At 57.0% G+C, this 17067-nt stretch carries 17 protein-coding genes; 13 read left to right on the top strand and 4 right to left on the bottom strand.

All coding sequences use genetic code 11. The annotated features are described in order from the left end of the window. The first annotated feature begins 19 nt into the window (after window positions 1–19). Both KJI95_RS16500 and KJI95_RS16495 read left to right on the top strand, forming a co-directional pair. Complete coding sequence (locus tag KJI95_RS16500; protein ID WP_250885905.1) at window positions 20–955, top strand: ABC transporter ATP-binding protein; 936 nt, start codon at window positions 20–22, stop codon at window positions 953–955. Continuing rightward, window positions 952–2121 carry an ABC transporter permease gene (locus KJI95_RS16495; RefSeq protein WP_214508298.1) on the top strand — a complete coding sequence of 390 codons (1170 nt, stop codon included), beginning with the start codon at window positions 952–954 and terminating at the stop codon, window positions 2119–2121. The genes KJI95_RS16500 and KJI95_RS16495 overlap by 4 nt, the downstream gene beginning before the upstream one ends. Before the next feature lie 141 nt (window positions 2122–2262). Here KJI95_RS16495 and KJI95_RS16490 read toward each other — a convergent pair whose 3' ends face one another. The 4 genes from KJI95_RS16490 to hslR all read right to left on the bottom strand — a co-directional run bounded on the left by KJI95_RS16490 (window position 2263) and on the right by hslR (window position 6033). Continuing rightward, on the bottom strand, window positions 2263–2664 hold the full coding sequence (locus KJI95_RS16490; RefSeq protein ID WP_214508297.1) for an ExbD/TolR family protein: 402 nt from the start codon (window positions 2662–2664) through the stop codon (window positions 2263–2265). Between the two features lie 328 nt (window positions 2665–2992). Then, window positions 2993–4534, bottom strand: a complete 1542-nt coding sequence (locus KJI95_RS16485) for a phosphoenolpyruvate carboxykinase (protein ID WP_214508296.1) — start codon at window positions 4532–4534, stop codon at window positions 2993–2995. A 197-nt stretch (window positions 4535–4731) separates the two neighbouring features. Then, window positions 4732–5601, bottom strand: a complete 870-nt coding sequence (hslO, locus tag KJI95_RS16480; protein ID WP_214508295.1) for an Hsp33 family molecular chaperone HslO — start codon at window positions 5599–5601, stop codon at window positions 4732–4734. 27 nt (window positions 5602–5628) lie between these two features. Continuing rightward, window positions 5629–6033: a ribosome-associated heat shock protein Hsp15 gene (hslR, locus tag KJI95_RS16475; RefSeq protein WP_214508294.1), complete on the bottom strand. Its 405-nt coding sequence runs from the start codon at window positions 6031–6033 to the stop codon at window positions 5629–5631. 274 nt (window positions 6034–6307) lie between these two features. Here hslR and gspC point away from each other — a divergent pair, with 274 nt between their 5' ends. Genes gspC through KJI95_RS16420 form a run of 11 tightly spaced genes read left to right on the top strand, consistent with a single transcriptional unit; the run spans window position 6308 to window position 17060 of the window. Beyond that, window positions 6308–7213 (top strand): type II secretion system protein GspC, encoded by a 906-nt coding sequence (gene gspC / locus KJI95_RS16470; RefSeq protein ID WP_214508293.1) that lies wholly within the window; start codon window positions 6308–6310, stop codon window positions 7211–7213. A 26-nt stretch (window positions 7214–7239) separates the two neighbouring features. Next, the gene (gene gspD / locus KJI95_RS16465) at window positions 7240–9345 is read left to right on the top strand and encodes a type II secretion system secretin GspD (protein WP_214508292.1); all 2106 of its coding nucleotides are present in this window, start codon (window positions 7240–7242) and stop codon (window positions 9343–9345) included. Between the two features lie 11 nt (window positions 9346–9356). After that, window positions 9357–10916, top strand: coding sequence for a type II secretion system ATPase GspE (gspE, locus tag KJI95_RS16460; RefSeq protein WP_250885904.1), 1560 nt, complete (start codon window positions 9357–9359; stop codon window positions 10914–10916). A 3-nt stretch (window positions 10917–10919) separates the two neighbouring features. After that, on the top strand, window positions 10920–12143 hold the full coding sequence (gspF, locus tag KJI95_RS16455) for a type II secretion system inner membrane protein GspF (RefSeq protein WP_214508291.1): 1224 nt from the start codon (window positions 10920–10922) through the stop codon (window positions 12141–12143). 34 nt (window positions 12144–12177) lie between these two features. Continuing rightward, complete coding sequence (gene gspG, locus KJI95_RS16450; RefSeq protein ID WP_214508290.1) at window positions 12178–12612, top strand: type II secretion system major pseudopilin GspG; 435 nt, start codon at window positions 12178–12180, stop codon at window positions 12610–12612. A gap of 9 nt (window positions 12613–12621) precedes the next feature. Next, the gene (gene gspH / locus KJI95_RS16445) at window positions 12622–13185 is read left to right on the top strand and encodes a type II secretion system minor pseudopilin GspH (RefSeq protein WP_214508289.1); all 564 of its coding nucleotides are present in this window, start codon (window positions 12622–12624) and stop codon (window positions 13183–13185) included. A gap of 19 nt (window positions 13186–13204) precedes the next feature. Further along, window positions 13205–13573 (top strand): type II secretion system minor pseudopilin GspI, encoded by a 369-nt coding sequence (gspI, locus tag KJI95_RS16440; protein ID WP_214508390.1) that lies wholly within the window; start codon window positions 13205–13207, stop codon window positions 13571–13573. Next, a complete protein-coding gene (gene gspJ, locus KJI95_RS16435) occupies window positions 13554–14348 on the top strand; it encodes a type II secretion system minor pseudopilin GspJ (RefSeq protein ID WP_214508288.1) in 795 nt (264 codons plus the stop codon). The genes gspI and gspJ overlap by 20 nt, the downstream gene beginning before the upstream one ends. Beyond that, entirely contained in the window at window positions 14345–15334 is a 990-nt protein-coding gene (gene gspK / locus KJI95_RS16430) for a type II secretion system minor pseudopilin GspK (RefSeq protein ID WP_214508287.1), read from the top strand. The genes gspJ and gspK overlap by 4 nt, the downstream gene beginning before the upstream one ends. 57 nt (window positions 15335–15391) lie before the next feature. Further along, entirely contained in the window at window positions 15392–16582 is a 1191-nt protein-coding gene (gene gspL / locus KJI95_RS16425; RefSeq protein WP_214508286.1) for a type II secretion system protein GspL, read from the top strand. A 1-nt stretch (window position 16583) separates the two neighbouring features. Beyond that, complete coding sequence (locus KJI95_RS16420; RefSeq protein ID WP_214508285.1) at window positions 16584–17060, top strand: type II secretion system protein M; 477 nt, start codon at window positions 16584–16586, stop codon at window positions 17058–17060. The last annotated feature ends 7 nt before the right edge of the window (window positions 17061–17067 follow it).

Raw genomic sequence — 17067 nt, 5'->3', positions numbered from 1 at the left:
GTCAGCATAGGGAGGTGGCATGATACAGATACAGGCAACCGGGCTTGAGAAACGCTACAGCACGGTCAAGGCAGTAAATGGGGTCAGTTTACGGGTGCGCGGTGGTGAAGTGTTGGCGCTGCTTGGCCCCAACGGCGCGGGTAAATCATCATTAATCAGGATGCTGGTGGGGCTGACCGAGCCTGATGCCGGTGAGCTTGCCATCAGCCGTGACGGCAAGGCTATTGCGCGGCTGCCTCGGGAGTCGTATGGCTATCTGCCGGAAGACCGAGGTCTGTATCAGGACCGCACCGTTACCCAAAACCTGCACTACATCGGCGAGCTGCGCGGCCTGAACAAAACCCTGCTCGATACCCGCATCGGGGTATGGACCGAGCGCTTTGGCCTCACCGAAAAGCGCACTGACAAGCTGAGCCAGCTCTCCAAAGGGAATCAGCAGAAGGTGCAGCTTATCGCCTGCCTGCTGCATGAGCCGGAACTTTTAATCCTCGATGAACCCTTTTCCGGCCTCGACCCGGTCAATCAGGAGCTGGTGGTGGAGGTGCTTGATGAGCTTCGCGCCGCCGGTACCGGCATAGTGCTGAGCGCGCATCAGATGGCGCTGGTGGAGCGGCTTGCCGACCGTATGCTGCTGATTAATCGCGGCGAAGTGGTGGCCTCTGGCAGCCTCGAGCAGGTGATGCAGCAGCTCTCACCGGTTGAAAGCTATCAGGTGACGCTCACACCCGAGACCACGCCGGAGGTGTTGATGGCGCTGGCAAGCATAGAGACTGCCGCCGTCGAGGGTCAGAAATTCAGCCTGACCAAGGCCCCCGGCGCGAGCCTGCAAACCCTGCTCAATGAACTCTCGTCGGTCGGTGAGCTGTTAAGTTTCAGTGCGCTGCAGCCGGATTTGCACGAGTTGTATCTGCGCGCCGTTGGCGGTCGTCAATCACAGCCGGGAGAGACAGTATGATCCGCTGGACCATAGCCGTATTTGAATTCAAACGCTTTTTGAAATGGAAGCAGGAGCTGATGAGCATCGGCTTTATGCTGCTGACCTTTGCCGTGATGTCGGCCTGGCCGCACATCAAGGGGTTTATCGACAAAGATTATCGGGTGGCGATAGTTACCGCGGCGCAGTTGCCGGAGGTCGAAGGGTTTGTTTTCAGCAAGCTTGATGCCGCAGCGCTTGAGGGCGCCAAAGCTGAGCTTGGCGAGCGCTGGGACCTGCTGGTCAATTCATCCGGCGGCAGCCTTGCCATCACCGGCACTCAGTCGGCCAGCTGGCATGAAAAACTCACGTCGCAGCTGCAGCGCTGGTATCAGCAGCAACAAATCTCAGCCTTGCCGCTGACCGGCGAGCAGCGCCAGGTGATAGATACCCTGCCTGAGGTCAATTTCAGTTTCACCAAAGAGCAAACCGGCGATGAGCAGGAACGTAAGGTGCGTAAAGTCGTCAGCATGGTGTTTCTTGGCCTGTTGATCATGGGCTACTTTGCCAGCTTCGGGCTGATGTTTACCGCCATTACCGGCGAAAAGCAGCAGCGGGTGACAGAGCAGCTGCTGACTTTGGTGTCAGCACGGGAGTGGATTGATGGCAAGGTCATAGGTATCTCGCTGTTTTCCTTAAAAACCATTTTGACCTACGGCGTGATGGCACTGCTGCTGATTCAGGGCGCGGCCATGATAAGTGGCAAAGGCGGCCTCAGTTTGCCTTTGGGCGTGTTAGATATGTTGGGGATGCTGCTCTTCCTCGGGCTTGGCCTTCTGATGCTGAACACCTTTCTGGCGGGCTTTGCCGCCACCATTGACGACCCCAATCACTCCGGCCGCAGTATGGTGATGTTATTGCCCGGCGTGCTGATGGGGCTGGTGTTTGCGGTGATGGATAACATCGAAGGCCAGCTGATGCAGGTGCTTAGCTGGTTGCCGCTGACCTCTTTTGCCGCCATGCCAATGCGGATTGCCGCCGGTGAAGTGGCCTGGTGGGAGCTGCTTGGCTCGCTTGGTTTACTGGCGGCATTTGTGGTGTGGCTGGCCAACGCCTCGGCGCGGGTCTTTGAGCTTGGCATTCGCATGTACGGCAAGGAGCCGGGTTGGGGCGATATCGCTTCGGCTGTGTTTAATCGCCGCGGCTGAGAAAGGTTATTAAATCAAGCGGCTCATTACATAAAACGGCTCTTTGAGAGCCGTTTTTTCTTGGTGGAGCCGTTTTTCTTCTCGGTGTTTCTTGTCGGCCGTTTTTTGTCGAGAGCTGTTGTCGAAAGCAGCGCCGGTTTACTAATCCGACTGAGTCACCGAGATTTTCTTCACCCCGGCGGTTTTGACTTCATCCATCACCTTAACCACCACGCCGTGCAGGGTTTCACCTTCGGCCTGAATAAGCACCGCCGCACCCGGAGTTTCAGCCAGCTTGCGCTCTATGTTGGCGGTAAGCCGCTCAATATCCACCTGGCGGTTTTCCATCTTGATTATGCCGGCCTTATTGACGCTGATAAGAATGTTGTCGCTCTTGGCACTGCTGCGGGCGCTGGACTCGGGCTTGTTGTAGTCAATCCCCATGGGTTTGACGAAGGATGTGGTCACGATAAAGAAGATAAGCATGATGAAGATGATATCGAGCATAGGTGTCATATCCACCTTGGCTTCTTCATGTTCGGCGGCATATTTTTTAAAGGCCATGTCTGTTTCCCCCGGCGAATTGGTTGGCGCTTATTGTTTTCCTTCTACTGCTTAAGGCTTACACTGACCATTTTTTGCAGCATAGCGCGCAGCTGTCCAGCCTTTTGCCCTGACAGGGTTGTTAATAGCGTGTTTCATTGATCTGGCTCACAATTTTGCCAAGGCCAAGGCCAAGGCCAAGGCCAAGGCCAAGGCCAAGGGACAAGGCCAAGGGACAAGGCCAAGGGGCAAGGGGCAAGTGCGGGGGATTTGGCGTTTTGCTTGCCAGCCAGTCGCGACCAACAAAAAAACGGCTCCCTCGGGAGCCGTTTTTTACATCAGTGTGCGCTTAGGCCTTTGGGCCGGCGTTCTTGATGGAGTCAGGTACCTGATATTTGGCGAAGTTGGCCTGGAACTCTTCGGCCAGCTTCTGGGCGTATTCGGCGTACTTGGCCTTATCGCTCCAGGTGTTGACCGGGTTCAGCAGGGCAGAGTCAACGCCGGGTACCGCCACTGGCACGTCCAGGTTCAGCTTGTCCAGGTGCACGGTTTCCACATTGGCCAGCTCGCCGCTGACGATAGCATCAACGATGGCGCGGGTGGTCGGAATGTCAAAACGCTTGCCCACACCGTAAGGACCGCCGGTCCAGCCGGTGTTCACCAGATATACCTGGCTGCCGAAGGACTCGATGCGCTTCATCAGCAGCTCGGCGTATACGCCGGCAGGACGTGGGAAGAAAGGTGCACCGAAGCAGGTAGAGAAGGTTGACTGAATGGCAGAGGTTGAGCCCATTTCAGTAGAACCTACCTTGGCGGTGTAACCGGACAGGAAGTGATACGCTGCCTGTTCCTTGCTGAGCTTGGACACAGGTGGCAGCACGCCGGATACGTCACAGGTCAGGAACACCACGGCGCGAGGCTCGCCACCACGGTTGGCTTCCTGACGCTGGGCAATGTGCTCCAGTGGGTAAGCGGCGCGGGTGTTTTCGGTCAGGCTGGAATTTTTGTAGTCGGGTACGCGCTTGTCGTCCAGTACCACGTTTTCCAGCACGGTGCCGAAGCGGATGGCATCCCAAATTACCGGCTCGTTCTTCTGGCTCAGGTCGATACACTTGGCGTAGCAGCCGCCTTCGATGTTGAACACGCCGCCGGGTGCCCAGCCGTGCTCGTCGTCACCGATGAGGAAGCGCTTGGGATCGGCAGACAGGGTCGTCTTGCCTGTGCCTGACAGACCGAAGAACAGCGTGGTGTCGCCGTCTTTGCCGACGTTGGCAGAGCAGTGCATTGGCAGCACGCCCTTGGCTGGCAGCAGGAAGTTTTGTACTGAGAACATGGACTTCTTCATCTCACCGGCATATTTCAGGCCAGCAAGCAGTACCTTGCGCTCAGCGAAGTTGATGATAACAGTGGCTTCAGAGGCGGTGCCGTCACGCTCGGGTTCACACACAAAACCGGGGGCGTTCATGATTTGCCACACCGCTTTGCCGCCCTTGTTAAAGGTTTCGGGGATGATGAACAGGTTGCGGGCAAACAGCTGGTGCCAGGCATATTCGGTAGTGACTGTGACCGGCAGATAATGCTCAGGGTCGGCGCCCACTTCCAAATCGGATACGAAGATTTCTTTGTCGGCCAGATAGGCTTCAACACGGTCCCACAGGGCATTGAAGGCATCGGCGGCAAATGGCTTGTTGACTTTGCCCCAGTCGATATCGGCTTCTGAGGAGGCTTCTTTGACGATGAAGCGGTCGTTGGGGGAGCGGCCTGTGCGGGCACCGGTCTTGGCAACCAGCGCGCCATTGGCGGTCAGCTCTCCTTCACCTCTGCCGAGCGCCAATTCTACCAGTTCGGCCGTTGAGGGATTACGGTGTACGCGGTTGATTCCATCCGCCATAGGTAAGGTCTCCATTTGTAAAGAGGTATTGTATTTATGATACCGATCTGTGTTGCCGGTTTTTGGTGCGCCATCAAGTCGGGTCGGGCGCCCGCGCTGATTGTAACGTAAGCGGCTATTAATGTGTGAGCCAGATCTGAAAAAACGTCAAAAAAAACGGACGCACAGCGGCGTCCGCTTGGGTGGTGTGATTCAGGTCACTGTTTGGTGACGCTTTGCTGTGAGAGGCCGGCGTTGGCGTACAGTGCCTCAATGTCGATAGCGTCGAAGCGGTAATGGCTGTTGCAATACTCACAACCCATCTCAATCTGGCCCTGCTCGTTGAACAGTTCAAGAATTTCGTCTTTGGCGATAGTGAGGATGGCCGCCGCGCTGCGCTCGCGGGAGCAGGTGCACTTGAAGCTGACGCCGATGGGGTCAAACAGGCGAACCTGCTCTTCATGATAAAGGCGATGCAGCACTTCTTCCGCCGGCAGCTCAAGCATTTCTTCCTGCTTGATGGTGGCGGTGAGGGTGGTGAGGTGATCGTAATCTTCGTTGTGCTGGCCATCGGTTGGCAGCACCTGCAGGAAGATACCGGCGGCGCGCTCGCCATCGGCAAACAGCCACAGGCGGGTCGGCAGCTGCTCTGACTTTTCAAAGTAGTCCTGCAGGCATTCGGCCAGGGTTGGTTTATCGAGCGCAACCACGCCCTGATAACGCTCGCCTTCGTCTGGGGTCAGGGTGATGACGATATAGCCGTTGCCGAACAGCTCGCCAAGGCTTGCGTTGTTAGCCAGCTCACCGTCCCAGCGTGCCACGCCGCGCAGCTCCTGGTTGTTATTGCCGTTGATCACCGCCAGTGACACCGGGCCGTCGCCCTGCACCTGCACCGCGATATCACCGCTGAACTTGAGGGTCGCGGTTAACAGGGAGGTGGCCGCCATCAGCTCGCCGAGGAAGTGGCGCAGCACAGGCGGGTATTCGTGGGCATTGACCACAGATTGATAGGCATCGGCCAGCTGCACCAGCTCGCCGCGCACATCGGCATTTTCAAACAGGTATCTGTATAAAGTGTCTTTGTTCATATCGGTATCTTAGTGGGCGCTGCCCGGTTAATAGTCGCCTGACTTGGCCTTAAGCAGCTCGCGGCGCTGCTTTTTGTCTGGCTTGGTATCCGGCGCGGGATTATTCAGTATATTCAGCCGCCTGGCTTCTGCGTTGGCGGCGCGCTTACGTTCGCTTTCAGGGGTTTCCTGATACAGGGTTTGGGCGATGCTGGCGTTTTGTCGTTGTTCCGACAATTTTACTATCACCACCTCTTTTTCGTCATATCCCTGACGTATCTTAAGAACGGCACCCACTTCCGCATTCTTGCTGGATTTGGTGCGGGCACCGTTGTAATGTACTTTACCGCCGTTGATCATCTCTTTGGCCAGTGCCCGGGTCTTGTAGAAACGGGCGGCCCAGAGCCATTTGTCCAACCGGACGGACTGCAGGGCTTGGTTGTTCTGATCCATGGGTGCTCCACACAGGCAACATGCAACGATTTGCTACATCTGGGGCGGGATCACAAGCCGGAAATACCATGGTATAAAACCGACAGTACAAAAACCGAATTAGCGGCTTGCCTCACACCCTTTTAGGGCGCGCAAAGTTAGCATAAATGGCGAAAAATCGCCACAGCCTGCGCTGTTATGGGCTTGTTGCCTTGTTATCCCTGAGTTAGCATGATGCAGGTTTTTCTAAAATAGTCTAATCAGAACAGAGACCTGTTAAGAGGGTCCGGAATTTATGGATTTATTGGATAAAGTAATTGCACGGGCAGGAAGCATACCGCATAAACCACTGAGCCGGATTGTGTTTTGGCTGGGCTTTGTGGTGTGTTGTTATTTGGCCGCCAAGATAAGCTGGAGTCTGGTCCCGACCCAGACCAGTACAGTACTCTGGCAGCCAGCGCCTGTGGCCGCCGGCAGCGCCAGTGCCGGTGTCGATTTGGCCGGGCTGACCTCGCTGTCGCTGTTCGGTAAATCCGATGGCAACAAGCCAAAAGAGCAGCCGGTGCAGGAAGTTATCACCGATGCGCCCAAGACCTCTCTCTCGATTGTGCTGACCGGCATAGTCGCCTCCAGTGCCGAGCAAAAGGGCCTGGCCATTATCGAATCGTCCGGCAGTCAGGAAACCTATGAGCTTGGCGAGAAAATCAAAGGTACCTCTGCCTCCCTCAAAGAGGTGTATGCCGACCGGGTGATTATCACCAACGCCGGCCGCTACGAAACCCTGATGCTCGACGGCTTGCCTTACACCACCACACCGGCGGTGGCCGCGCCGCCACGGCGTGACAGCGACGATGTAAAACGCATCGATATGCGCAGCAAAGATGTGGGCGCTGAGCTGTCATCGTCCCGTGATGAATTGCTGGCAGATCCGAGTAAGCTCACCGATTACATTTCGATTACCCCGGTCACCGACGGCGAAGGCCTGTCGGGCTACCGGCTGCATCCGGGTAAAGACCCGGCACTGTTTCGTCAAGCTGGCCTGCAGGCCGGCGATTTGGCCAAATCCATTAATGGCTACGACTTGACCGTCAGCACCCAGGCGCTGGAGTTGATGGGGCAGTTGTCCGAGCTCACCGAAATCTCTGTGATGGTGGAGCGGGAAGGACAATTGATAGAAATCATGTTCAGTTTGCCTCAATAAGCGACGTTTTAGGGGAAGATAATTAAATGAATAACCAAGGATTCCGACGCAAACTGATCGCCGCCATGATGGCCGGGACTGTGATGCTCGCCCCTGCTGTGGTCAACGCCGCCGAAGAGCAGCTGGCACCCAGCTTTAAAAACGCCGAAATTCAGGAATTTATCAATACAGTCGGCAAGCGTCTGAACAAGACCATCATCGTTGACCCGACCATTCGCGGCAAAATCAACGTTCGCAGCTACGACAATCTCAACGAGCAGCAATATTTTCAGTTTTTCCTGAACGTGTTGCAGGTGTACGGCTATGCCGTGGTGGAGATGGAAAACGGCGTGCTCAAGGTGATTAAGAGCAAAGACGCCAAGACCGCCAATATTCGCGTGGCCGATGATAAAGCCCCCGGCGTCGGTGACGAGCTGGTGACCCGTATCGTGCCGCTGTACAACTCCGAGGCCAAGCAGCTTGCGCCGCTGCTGCGTCAGCTTAACGACAACGCCGGTGGCGGCAACGTGGTTAACTACGATCCGTCCAACGTGCTGATGCTGACCGGTACCGCCGCTGTGGTTAATAAGCTGGTGGATATCGTCAAGAAGGTCGACAAGCAGGGCGATACCGAAGTCTTGGTTGTACCGCTCAATCATGCATCCGCCTCTGAAATGGTGCGGATTATCGATACCCTTTATCGCGCCTCCGCCAACCAGGCACAGCTGCCCGGTCAGGCGCCCAAGGTAGTGGCCGACGAGCGTATCAACGCCGTGGTCATCAGCGGCGATGAAAAGAGCCGTCAGCGGGTAAAAGAACTGGTTAAGCGCCTTGATGCCGAGCAGGCGAGTACCGGCAACACCAAGGTACGTTACCTGCGCTACGCCAAGGCCGAAGATTTGGTGGAAGTGCTGACCGGTTTTGCCCAGAAGCTTGAAGAGCAAAAAGAGGGCGCTCAGCCAAGCCCTGACAAGCGTCGCAGCACGATTAACATCATGGCGCACCCTGATACCAACGCGCTGGTTATCAGCGCCGAGCCGGATCAGATGCGCACCCTCGAGAGCGTGATCAACCAGCTCGATATCCGCCGCGCTCAGGTACTGGTGGAAGCCATTATCGTCGAAGTTGCCGAAGGCGATGACGTGGGCTTTGGCGTGCAGTGGGCCACCGAAGCCGGTGGCGGCACTCAGTTCAATAACCTTGGCCCCACCATAGGCGAAATTGGCGCCGGTATCTGGCAGGCCCGTGGCGAAGAAGCCTCGGAAGTGACCACCATTGATGGTAACGGCAATCCTATCGTCTCGAAGAACCCTGAAAAACGCGGCGACATTACTCTGCTGGCCCAGGCGCTTGGCAAGGTAAACGGCATGGCGTGGGGCGTGGCCATGGGTGACTTTGGCGCGCTTATTCAGGCAGTGTCGTCTGATACCAACTCCAACGTGCTGGCAACCCCATCTATTACCACCCTGGATAACCAGGAAGCCTCGTTTATCGTCGGTGACGAAGTGCCAGTGCTTACCGGCTCACAAAACTCCAGCAACGGTAACTCCAACCCGTTCCAGACCGTTGAGCGTAAAGAAGTGGGTGTGAAGCTTAAAGTCACGCCACAAATCAACGAAGGTAACGCGGTTAAGCTCGCCATCGAGCAGGAAGTGTCCGGTATCAATGGTAAAACCGGCGTCGACGTGACCTTTGCCACCCGCCGTCTGACCACCACAGTGATGGCCGACTCGGGCCAAATCGTGGTGCTCGGCGGTCTTATCAATGAAGAAGTGCAGGAAAGCGTGCAGAAGGTGCCAATCCTTGGTGATATTCCGCTTCTTGGCCACCTGTTCAAATCGTCGTCCAGCGGCAAGAAAAAGAAAAACCTGATGGTGTTTATCAAACCCACCATCATCCGTGACGGCATCACCATGGAAGGCATAGCCGGTCGCAAATACAACTACTTCCGCGCCCTGCAGCTTGAGCAGAGTGAGCGTGGCGTTAACCTGATGCCCAATACCGATGTACCTGTGCTGGAAGAATGGGACCAGTCCAACTATCTGCCACCGGAAGTGAACGACGTGCTCGAGCGCTACAAGGAAGGCAAGGGGCTGGATACCGACATGCGTGAAAAGGACGCCGCACTGAATTACATCAATGAGAACAAGTGACGGGCGGGTTTATGACTGATATCAATCAGGGCTCGGCCCTCGAGAGCCTGTCCGGCGAGCTGGGTGTGGAGGTTGAGTCCCAGGCGGACGAGGCGTATCACTCAAACAGCCGCGAGCGTCTGCCCTTTGCCTTTGCCCACCGTTTCGGTCTGGTGCTGGCCAAGGACGACGCTGGCAAGCTTGGGCTCTACTACACCGACAAGACGCCGCTGTCGGCGCTGCTGGAAGTGCGTCGCTATGCCGGTGACGCCATGGCACTCACCCGGCTTGAGCCCGGCGCCTTTGAGGCCAAGCTGACCCAGGCTTATCAGGCCAATTCGTCTGAAGCGCAGCAGTTGATGGAAGACATAGGCAACGAGATGGACCTGTTCACGCTTGCCGAAGAGCTGCCGCAAACCGAAGACTTGCTCGAGGGCGATGACGATGCGCCTATTATCCGGCTGATTAACGCGCTCCTGTCTGAGGCCATCAAAGAAGAGGCTTCGGATATCCACATCGAAACCTACGAAAAGCAGCTGGTAGTGCGTTTTCGGGTCGATGGTGTGCTCAAAGAAGTGCTCAAGCCCAACCGCAAGCTCTCATCTTTGCTGGTCAGCCGTATCAAGGTAATGGCCAGACTCGATATCGCCGAAAAGCGGGTGCCGCAGGATGGCCGTATTTCGCTGCGTATCGGTGGCCGCGCCGTAGATGTGCGGGTATCGACCATGCCATCGAGCCACGGTGAGCGGGTGGTGCTGCGTCTGCTCGACAAAAACACCGGCAACCTCAATCTCAAGCAGCTCGGCATGACCGAGTCAATCCGCAAAGAATTCGACGAGCTTATCCGTAAGCCCCACGGCATTTTGCTGGTTACCGGCCCCACTGGCTCGGGTAAGAGTACCACCCTGTATGCGGGCCTGACCGAAATCAACTCCCGCGATACCAACATCCTCACGGTGGAAGACCCCATCGAATACGAGCTTGAAGGTATCGGCCAGACCCAGGTGAACACCAAGGTCGACATGACTTTCGCCCGCGGCCTGCGCGCCATTTTGCGTCAGGACCCGGACGTGGTGATGATCGGTGAAATCCGTGACCTCGAAACCGCCCAGATTGCGGTGCAGGCCTCGCTCACCGGTCACCTGGTGATTTCGACCCTGCACACCAACACCGCCTCCGGCGCTATTACCCGTTTGCAGGACATGGGGGTAGAACCCTTCCTGGTGTCTTCCAGTTTGCTCGGCGTATTGGCCCAGCGCTTGGTGCGTACCCTGTGCCCAGTGTGTAAAGAGCCCCACAGCGCCGATGAGCGCGAGCGCGAACTGCTCGGGGTAACGGGTGAAGTGACCATTTACCGCGCCACCGGCTGTAAGGCCTGTGGTCACAACGGTTATCGCGGCCGTACCGGCATCCATGAGCTGTTGCTGGTGGATGACAATGTGCGTGAGCTTATCCACGGCGGCCGTGGTGAACTCGCCATCGAAAAATACATTCGTCAATCGGTACCCAGCATTCGCCACGATGGCATGCAAAAAGTGCTGGCGGGCATTACCACCCTCGAAGAAGTATTGCGGGTCACCCGCGAGGAGTAAGGTATGCCGGCGTTTGAATACAAGGCGCTCGACAGTCAGGGCAAACAGCAAAAGGGTGTCGTCGAAGCCGACAGCGCCCGTCATGCCCGCAGCCAGTTGCGGGATATGCGTTTGATGCCGCTTGAAATCGAGCCCGTGGTCGAAAAGGAAACCAAGGCCAAGGGCGCGGGCTTCAGCCTGCTGCGCAGCCGGGTGTCGGTGGCTGAGCTTGCGCTTATCACCCGCCAGATTTCTACCTTGGTTGCCTCTGGCCTGCCGGTGGAAGAAGCCCTCAAGGCCGTAGGCCAGCAGTGTGAAAAGGACAGGCTGGCATCGATGATCATGGCGGTGCGCTCGCGGGTGGTTGAAGGCTATTCGCTGGCCGACTCCATGGCTGAATTTCCCCATGTGTTTGATGATTTGTACCGCTCCATGGTGGCCTCAGGCGAAAAGTCCGGTCACCTCGATGTGGTGCTCAATCGTCTGGCCGACTACACCGAGCGGCGCCAGCAGCTTAAATCCAAGCTCACCCAGGCGATGATTTACCCTGTGATGCTGACTCTGGTCGCCATTGGCGTGGTGGCGGTGCTGCTCGCCGCCGTGGTGCCCAAGGTGGTGACTCAGTTTGAGCATCTGGGGCAGGAGCTGCCGGCGACCACTCAGTTTTTGATGGCGTCTTCTTCCTTTGTGCAGGACTATGGTATTGCCATTGTGGTGCTGCTGCTGGCGGCCTTTGTGCTGTTTAACCGCATGCTTGGCAATCAGCAGTTCAGGATGAAGTACCATGAGTTTTTGCTGCGCCTGCCGGTGGTTGGCCGGGTGAGCCGCAGTATCAATACCGCCCGTTTTGCCCGCACTTTAAGTATTTTGAGCGCAAGCTCGGTGCCGCTGCTCGATGGCATGCGCATTGCCGGTGAAGTAATGCAGAACTTACGGGTACGCGAAGCGGTCGAAGAAGCCACGGCGCGGGTGCGTGAAGGTACCAGCCTTGGCACTGCACTGACCAACACCAAGCTGTTTCCGCCGATGATGCTGTATATGATTGCCTCCGGCGAAAAGAGTGGCCAGCTTGAACAGATGCTCGAGCGGGCGGCCGATAACCAGGACCGGGAATTTGAAGCCAACGTCAATCTGGCGCTGGGGGTATTTCAGCCGGCGCTGGTGATCAGCATGGCGGCGGTGGTGATGTTTATCGTACTCTCCATCCTGCAGCCGATTTTGGAAATGAATAATTTGATTGGCGGTTAAGCCGTCAACGCCGTTTTTTTAAGGAGATAGGCTAATGCAAAAGCGTAGACAACAGCGCGGTTTTACCCTGCTGGAAATCATGGTGGTGATTGTGATCCTCGGCCTGCTGGCGGCCATGGTGCTGCCAAACGTGCTGGGCAACAAAGAATCCGCCGATATCAAAAAAGCCGTGGCGGACATAGTGTCCCTGGAAAACGCGCTGGACATGTACAAGCTGGATAACAGCGTGTACCCGACCACAGAGCAGGGCCTGGATTCGCTGGTGCAAAAGCCGACCATCTCTCCTGAGCCGCGCAACTACCGCGATGGCGGCTATATCAAGCGTCTGCCACAGGATCCATGGCGCAACGATTACCTGCTGCTGAGCCCAGGTGAAAACGGCAAGGTTGATATCTTCAGCGCCGGCCCCGACATGCAGCCAGGCACCGAAGATGATATCGGTAACTGGAACCTGCAAAACTACCAATAAGCGAGCAACGTGAAGCAATCAGGTTTTACCCTTATTGAAGTGCTGCTGGTGGTGCTGCTGATGGGCATCGCTGCGGCTGCGGTTACCCTGAGTATGCCGTCCAATGGGATAAAACCTGCGCTCGACAAGGCCGCCAGCCAGTTTGTTGCTGCTACCGATCTGGTGCGCGACGAAGCAGTGCTCAGCGGCCAGTTTCTTGGTGTGGTGGTTGAAGAAGACCGCTTTCAGTACGTTATTTTTAAAGAAGGCAAGTGGCACAAACTTGAGCAGGACAGACTGCTGGCCGAGCGGCAAATGGAGCCCGGCGTCAGTTTGAACCTGATAGTCGAAGGCTTGCCGCTGGATCAGGAAGAAGATGAGCAGTCCTGGTTCGAAGAGCCCTTTATCGACGAGCCCAGCGCCGAAGAGAAGGCCAAGAATCCCGAGCCGCAGATTTTGGTGTTCCCCAGCGGCGAAATGACCGCCTTTGAGCTGAATTTTATCGGCCGCGAAGAGCAGGGCGCCGAAGTGGCTGTGCTGGTTAGCGGCGATGCCATTGGCCGGGTGCGGCTTGGGAGGGCAGATGAAGACTAGCCCTCAGAGCCAATTACCGGTGCGCCGCGAGCGCGGTATGACCTTGCTCGAAGTGATGATGGCGCTGGTGATTTTTGCCATTGCCGCCATATCGCTCACCAAGAGCATGAGCGAGATGATGGCCAATCTGCCCATTCTCGAAGAGCGCACCCTCGCCCAGTGGGTCGCGGATAACCAGATGGTGGACGCCAGGCTTGAAACCGGCTTTCCCGAGCTTGGCAAAAAAGACGGTGAAACCGAGCTTGCCGGCCGCACTTGGTACTGGCGCAAAGAGGTGATTAAAACCACCGACGATAATTTCCGCCTGATCCGTATCAAGATCAGCGACGATGACAAATATTCCCGCACCCTCGCCGAGGTAAACAGCTATGTCTTCAAGAAAGATTAACGCTGCCGGCCGGGGCGCAATCAGGGGGTTTACCCTGATAGAAATGCTGCTCGCCATCGCGATTTTCGCGCTCTTGGGGCTGGCGGCAAACACTGTGCTTGGCACTGTGCTGAAAAACGATGAAGTGACCAAGGATTTCAGTAATCGCCTGCGCTACCTGCAGCAGGGCTTTGGCGCCATTGAGCGCGACCTTGGTCAGATGGTGGCGCGCACGCCGCGCCTGCTTGAGGGCGGCCGGGGTACTACCGTGCTGCAGACCGGTGCTGACATACTCGACAGTGAAAGTGAGGCGCTGGTGTTTTACCGCATCGGCTGGCTCAATCCCGACGGCAAGTTGCCCCGCGGCAGTGTGCAATCTGTCGCCTATGTGGTGCAGGAAGGCAAACTGGAGCGTTGGTATTATCCCTATCCTGAGCCTGAGTTTGGCGCCGAGCCGATAAAGGATGTGCTGTTCGACAAGGTGCTTGCAGTCGAGTACGCCTTTTATGTGGGCGACAAGTGGGAGAAGAAAATCGAAGCCACCGCCTTGCCCTCGGCGATTGCGATGGAAATTGAGCTTGAAGGCTTTGGCAAAATTCAGCGCAAGTTTTTGCTGCCTAAAGGCGCGGCGGCCAAGTCGTCCGATGATGAATCCGGTAAAGACGATGGCTCGGGTGATGGTTCGGGCAAGGATGAGCCGGGCAATCCCAATGACCCGAACCGCGATCCGGACAATGGCGGCGATATCAATCCGGACGAGCCCGACCCCGAAGCGGATGAGAGGAACGGCCGATGAGCACTGTGTCTTCACGCAAGCAAAAGGGCGTGGCCCTGATAGTGGTGCTGCTGATTATCGCCATAGTGGCGGTGATAGCCACCAACGTCACCGCCAGAAATCAGATAGATATGCGCCGCACCCTTAACCTTGCCCAGTACGATCAGGGCTATTGGTATGCGCTCTCAGCCGAGGAGCTGGCGCGCAAGGTGCTCAAGCAGGATTTGGATGACAGCGACGGCAAGGTGCATCTGCAGCAGTACTGGGCGCTCGCCAACGTGGTGTTTCCGGTAGACGGTGGCGAAATAGCTGGCAAAATCAGCGATATGCGCGCTTGTTTCAATCTCAATGCGCTGTCGGTTGCCTCAAAGGATGTGGAAAACGGCCAGCCAAAGATGCCGCTGGCTGCACGGCAGTTCAAATCCTTGCTGGTTGCGTTGGGGATGGATGATTTTGGCGCCGAGCGCTTAAGCCATACCCTCAAGGATTATCTGGATGAAGATACCATCACCAGTCCCTACGGCGCCGAAGATGCAGAATACGAAGCGCGGCCTGTGCCATACCGGGCGGCTAACACCCTGATGAACCATAAGAGTGAACTCAGGGCCGTGATGGGCTTTACCGAAGATGTGTATCGCAAGTTGTCGCCCTATGTGTGCGCCATCCCGGGCAACGACAGGCAGCTTTTGAACATCAACACCCTTAAGGTCGAGCAGGCGGCGCTGCTGGTGGGCATGCTCGATGGCCAGATAAGTGTGGGTGAGGCCGAGAACATCATCAATCAAAGGCCGTCAGAAGGGTTTGATAACATAGATGAATTTTGGCAGCTCACCAGCGCCAAGGCCGACGATAAGATGAAGTCCAGCATAGTGCTGGACAGCAAGTTCTTTTTGCTCGAAGCCGCTTCACGGCTTGATGACAGGGTGTTTCGGCTCGACAGTGTGCTGGCGCGCACCGGCGGCAATCAGATGGACACCCTGACCCGTCAATACGGCGGCCAGCAGTAGCGTGGCAAACCAAGAATAACAATACAGCCTCCCGACAGTGGGGGCCGGAGAATGACAGTGAGTGAACGGCTATTTATCCGACTGGGCGCCAAGGCTCAGGACAGCTGTGCCTGGCTGATTTGGTCAGAGCAGGAGCAGGAAATCATTGCCTCCGGGGAGCTGCCCGGGGCGGACTCTCTTGCCTCCCTGACCGAGCGCGCCGGCAACCGGCCGGTCGATGTGCTGGTGCCGGCATCAAGTCTCGCCCTGACCGCCATCCAGCTGCCGGAAAAAGGCCAGCGCCAGGCGCTCAAGGCTTTGCCCTTTATGCTGGAAGAAAACCTCGCCCAGGACGTGGACGACATGCACTTTGTGGTGGGCAATCGCGACGGTGAAGCCTTACCCGTGGCTGCCGTTGCCCACGAGCAGATGCAAACCTGGCTTGGCTGGCTGGAGCAGGCCGGACTCAAGGCGCGCAAACTGGTGCCCGATTGTTTGGCGCTGCCGCTGGAAAGCTGTGAATGGGCCGCCATGCTGATGGGCGGCGAGCTGCTGCTGCGTACCGGTAAGGGCACGGGGCATAATCTGCCAAGCGAGTGGCTGCCGGTGACGCTGCCTATGCTGCTGGACAGCAAGGGCGCCGCGCCAACCATCGCCAGCTACAACGAGATGAGTATCCCGGGTGCCGAGGTCAAACAGCAGCCGCTGGATTTGCCCATGCTGGTACTCGCCCGTGGGGTGTTGCAGGCGCCGATGAACCTGCTCACCGGGGTATACAAACCCAGACGCGAACTCAGTAAGCACCTGTTGCAGTGGAAGAGCGCCGCCATAGTGGTTGCCGTCGCGCTGCTGCTGGCGTTGGTCAACAAGGGGCTGACCATCTATCAGGTGGGCAGTCAGGCCGAGGCGCTCAAGGCGCAAAGTGAAGCGATTTACCGCCAGGTGGTGCCGGGCGCCAGCCGTATCGTTAACCTGCGCTCACAGCTCGACAGCGAGCTTAAAAAGCTCTCCGGCAGTGGCAGCGGCAGCGAATTTTTTGTGATGCTGCAAACGCTGAAAACATCCTTTGCCGCCGTGCCCGAGCTTAAGCCCAATAGCCTCAGGTTCGACAGCGCCCGCAGTGAAATCCGGATGCAGATCACCGCCAAAAACTACGCCGAAGTGGAAAAGTTCAAAGAGCTGGTCGCCAAAGACTTTGAAGTGGACGCGGGCGCCATGAACAACGCCGAGGATGCTGTGACCAGCACCCTGACCCTGAGGAGCCGCTGAGATGGAAAAGCTGAAAATCTGGTGGGAGAGCCTGGCAACCCGTGAACAGCAGGTTGTTGGTGTTGGCGCCGTGATGACCCTGATAGCCGTGTTTTATTTTGGCATCTGGACCCCAATCAGCAATGCCGAGGCCGATGCGCTCGCCAAGCTCAAGGCGCAGCAGCAAACCCTCAACTACGTCAAAGACAGCGCCAATAAGCTGGTGGGCCTGCGTCAGACCGGCTCGCGCCCGACCATGCAGGGCAGCATCACCAATGTGATTAACCAAAGCGCCGGCCGCTACGGATTGACCATTACCCGTATGCAGCCCCAGGGCGACAAGGTGCAGCTGTGGATGGACGATGTGCCCTTTGATGCGCTGCTCGCTTACCTTGGCGATTTGGTGCAGCAAAAAGGCCTGTCGCTGGAGCTGCTGGACGTGGGTGAGAGCGACAGTGCCGGCATGGTCAAGGTTCGTCGTATCCAACTGGCGCAATAAAGGACAA

Source organism: Shewanella jiangmenensis (assembly GCF_018596335.1).
Lineage (GTDB): Bacteria > Pseudomonadota > Gammaproteobacteria > Enterobacterales > Shewanellaceae > Shewanella > Shewanella jiangmenensis.
The sequence above is the reverse complement of the archived record's forward strand: the minus strand, read 5'-3'. Positions and strand labels throughout refer to the sequence as shown.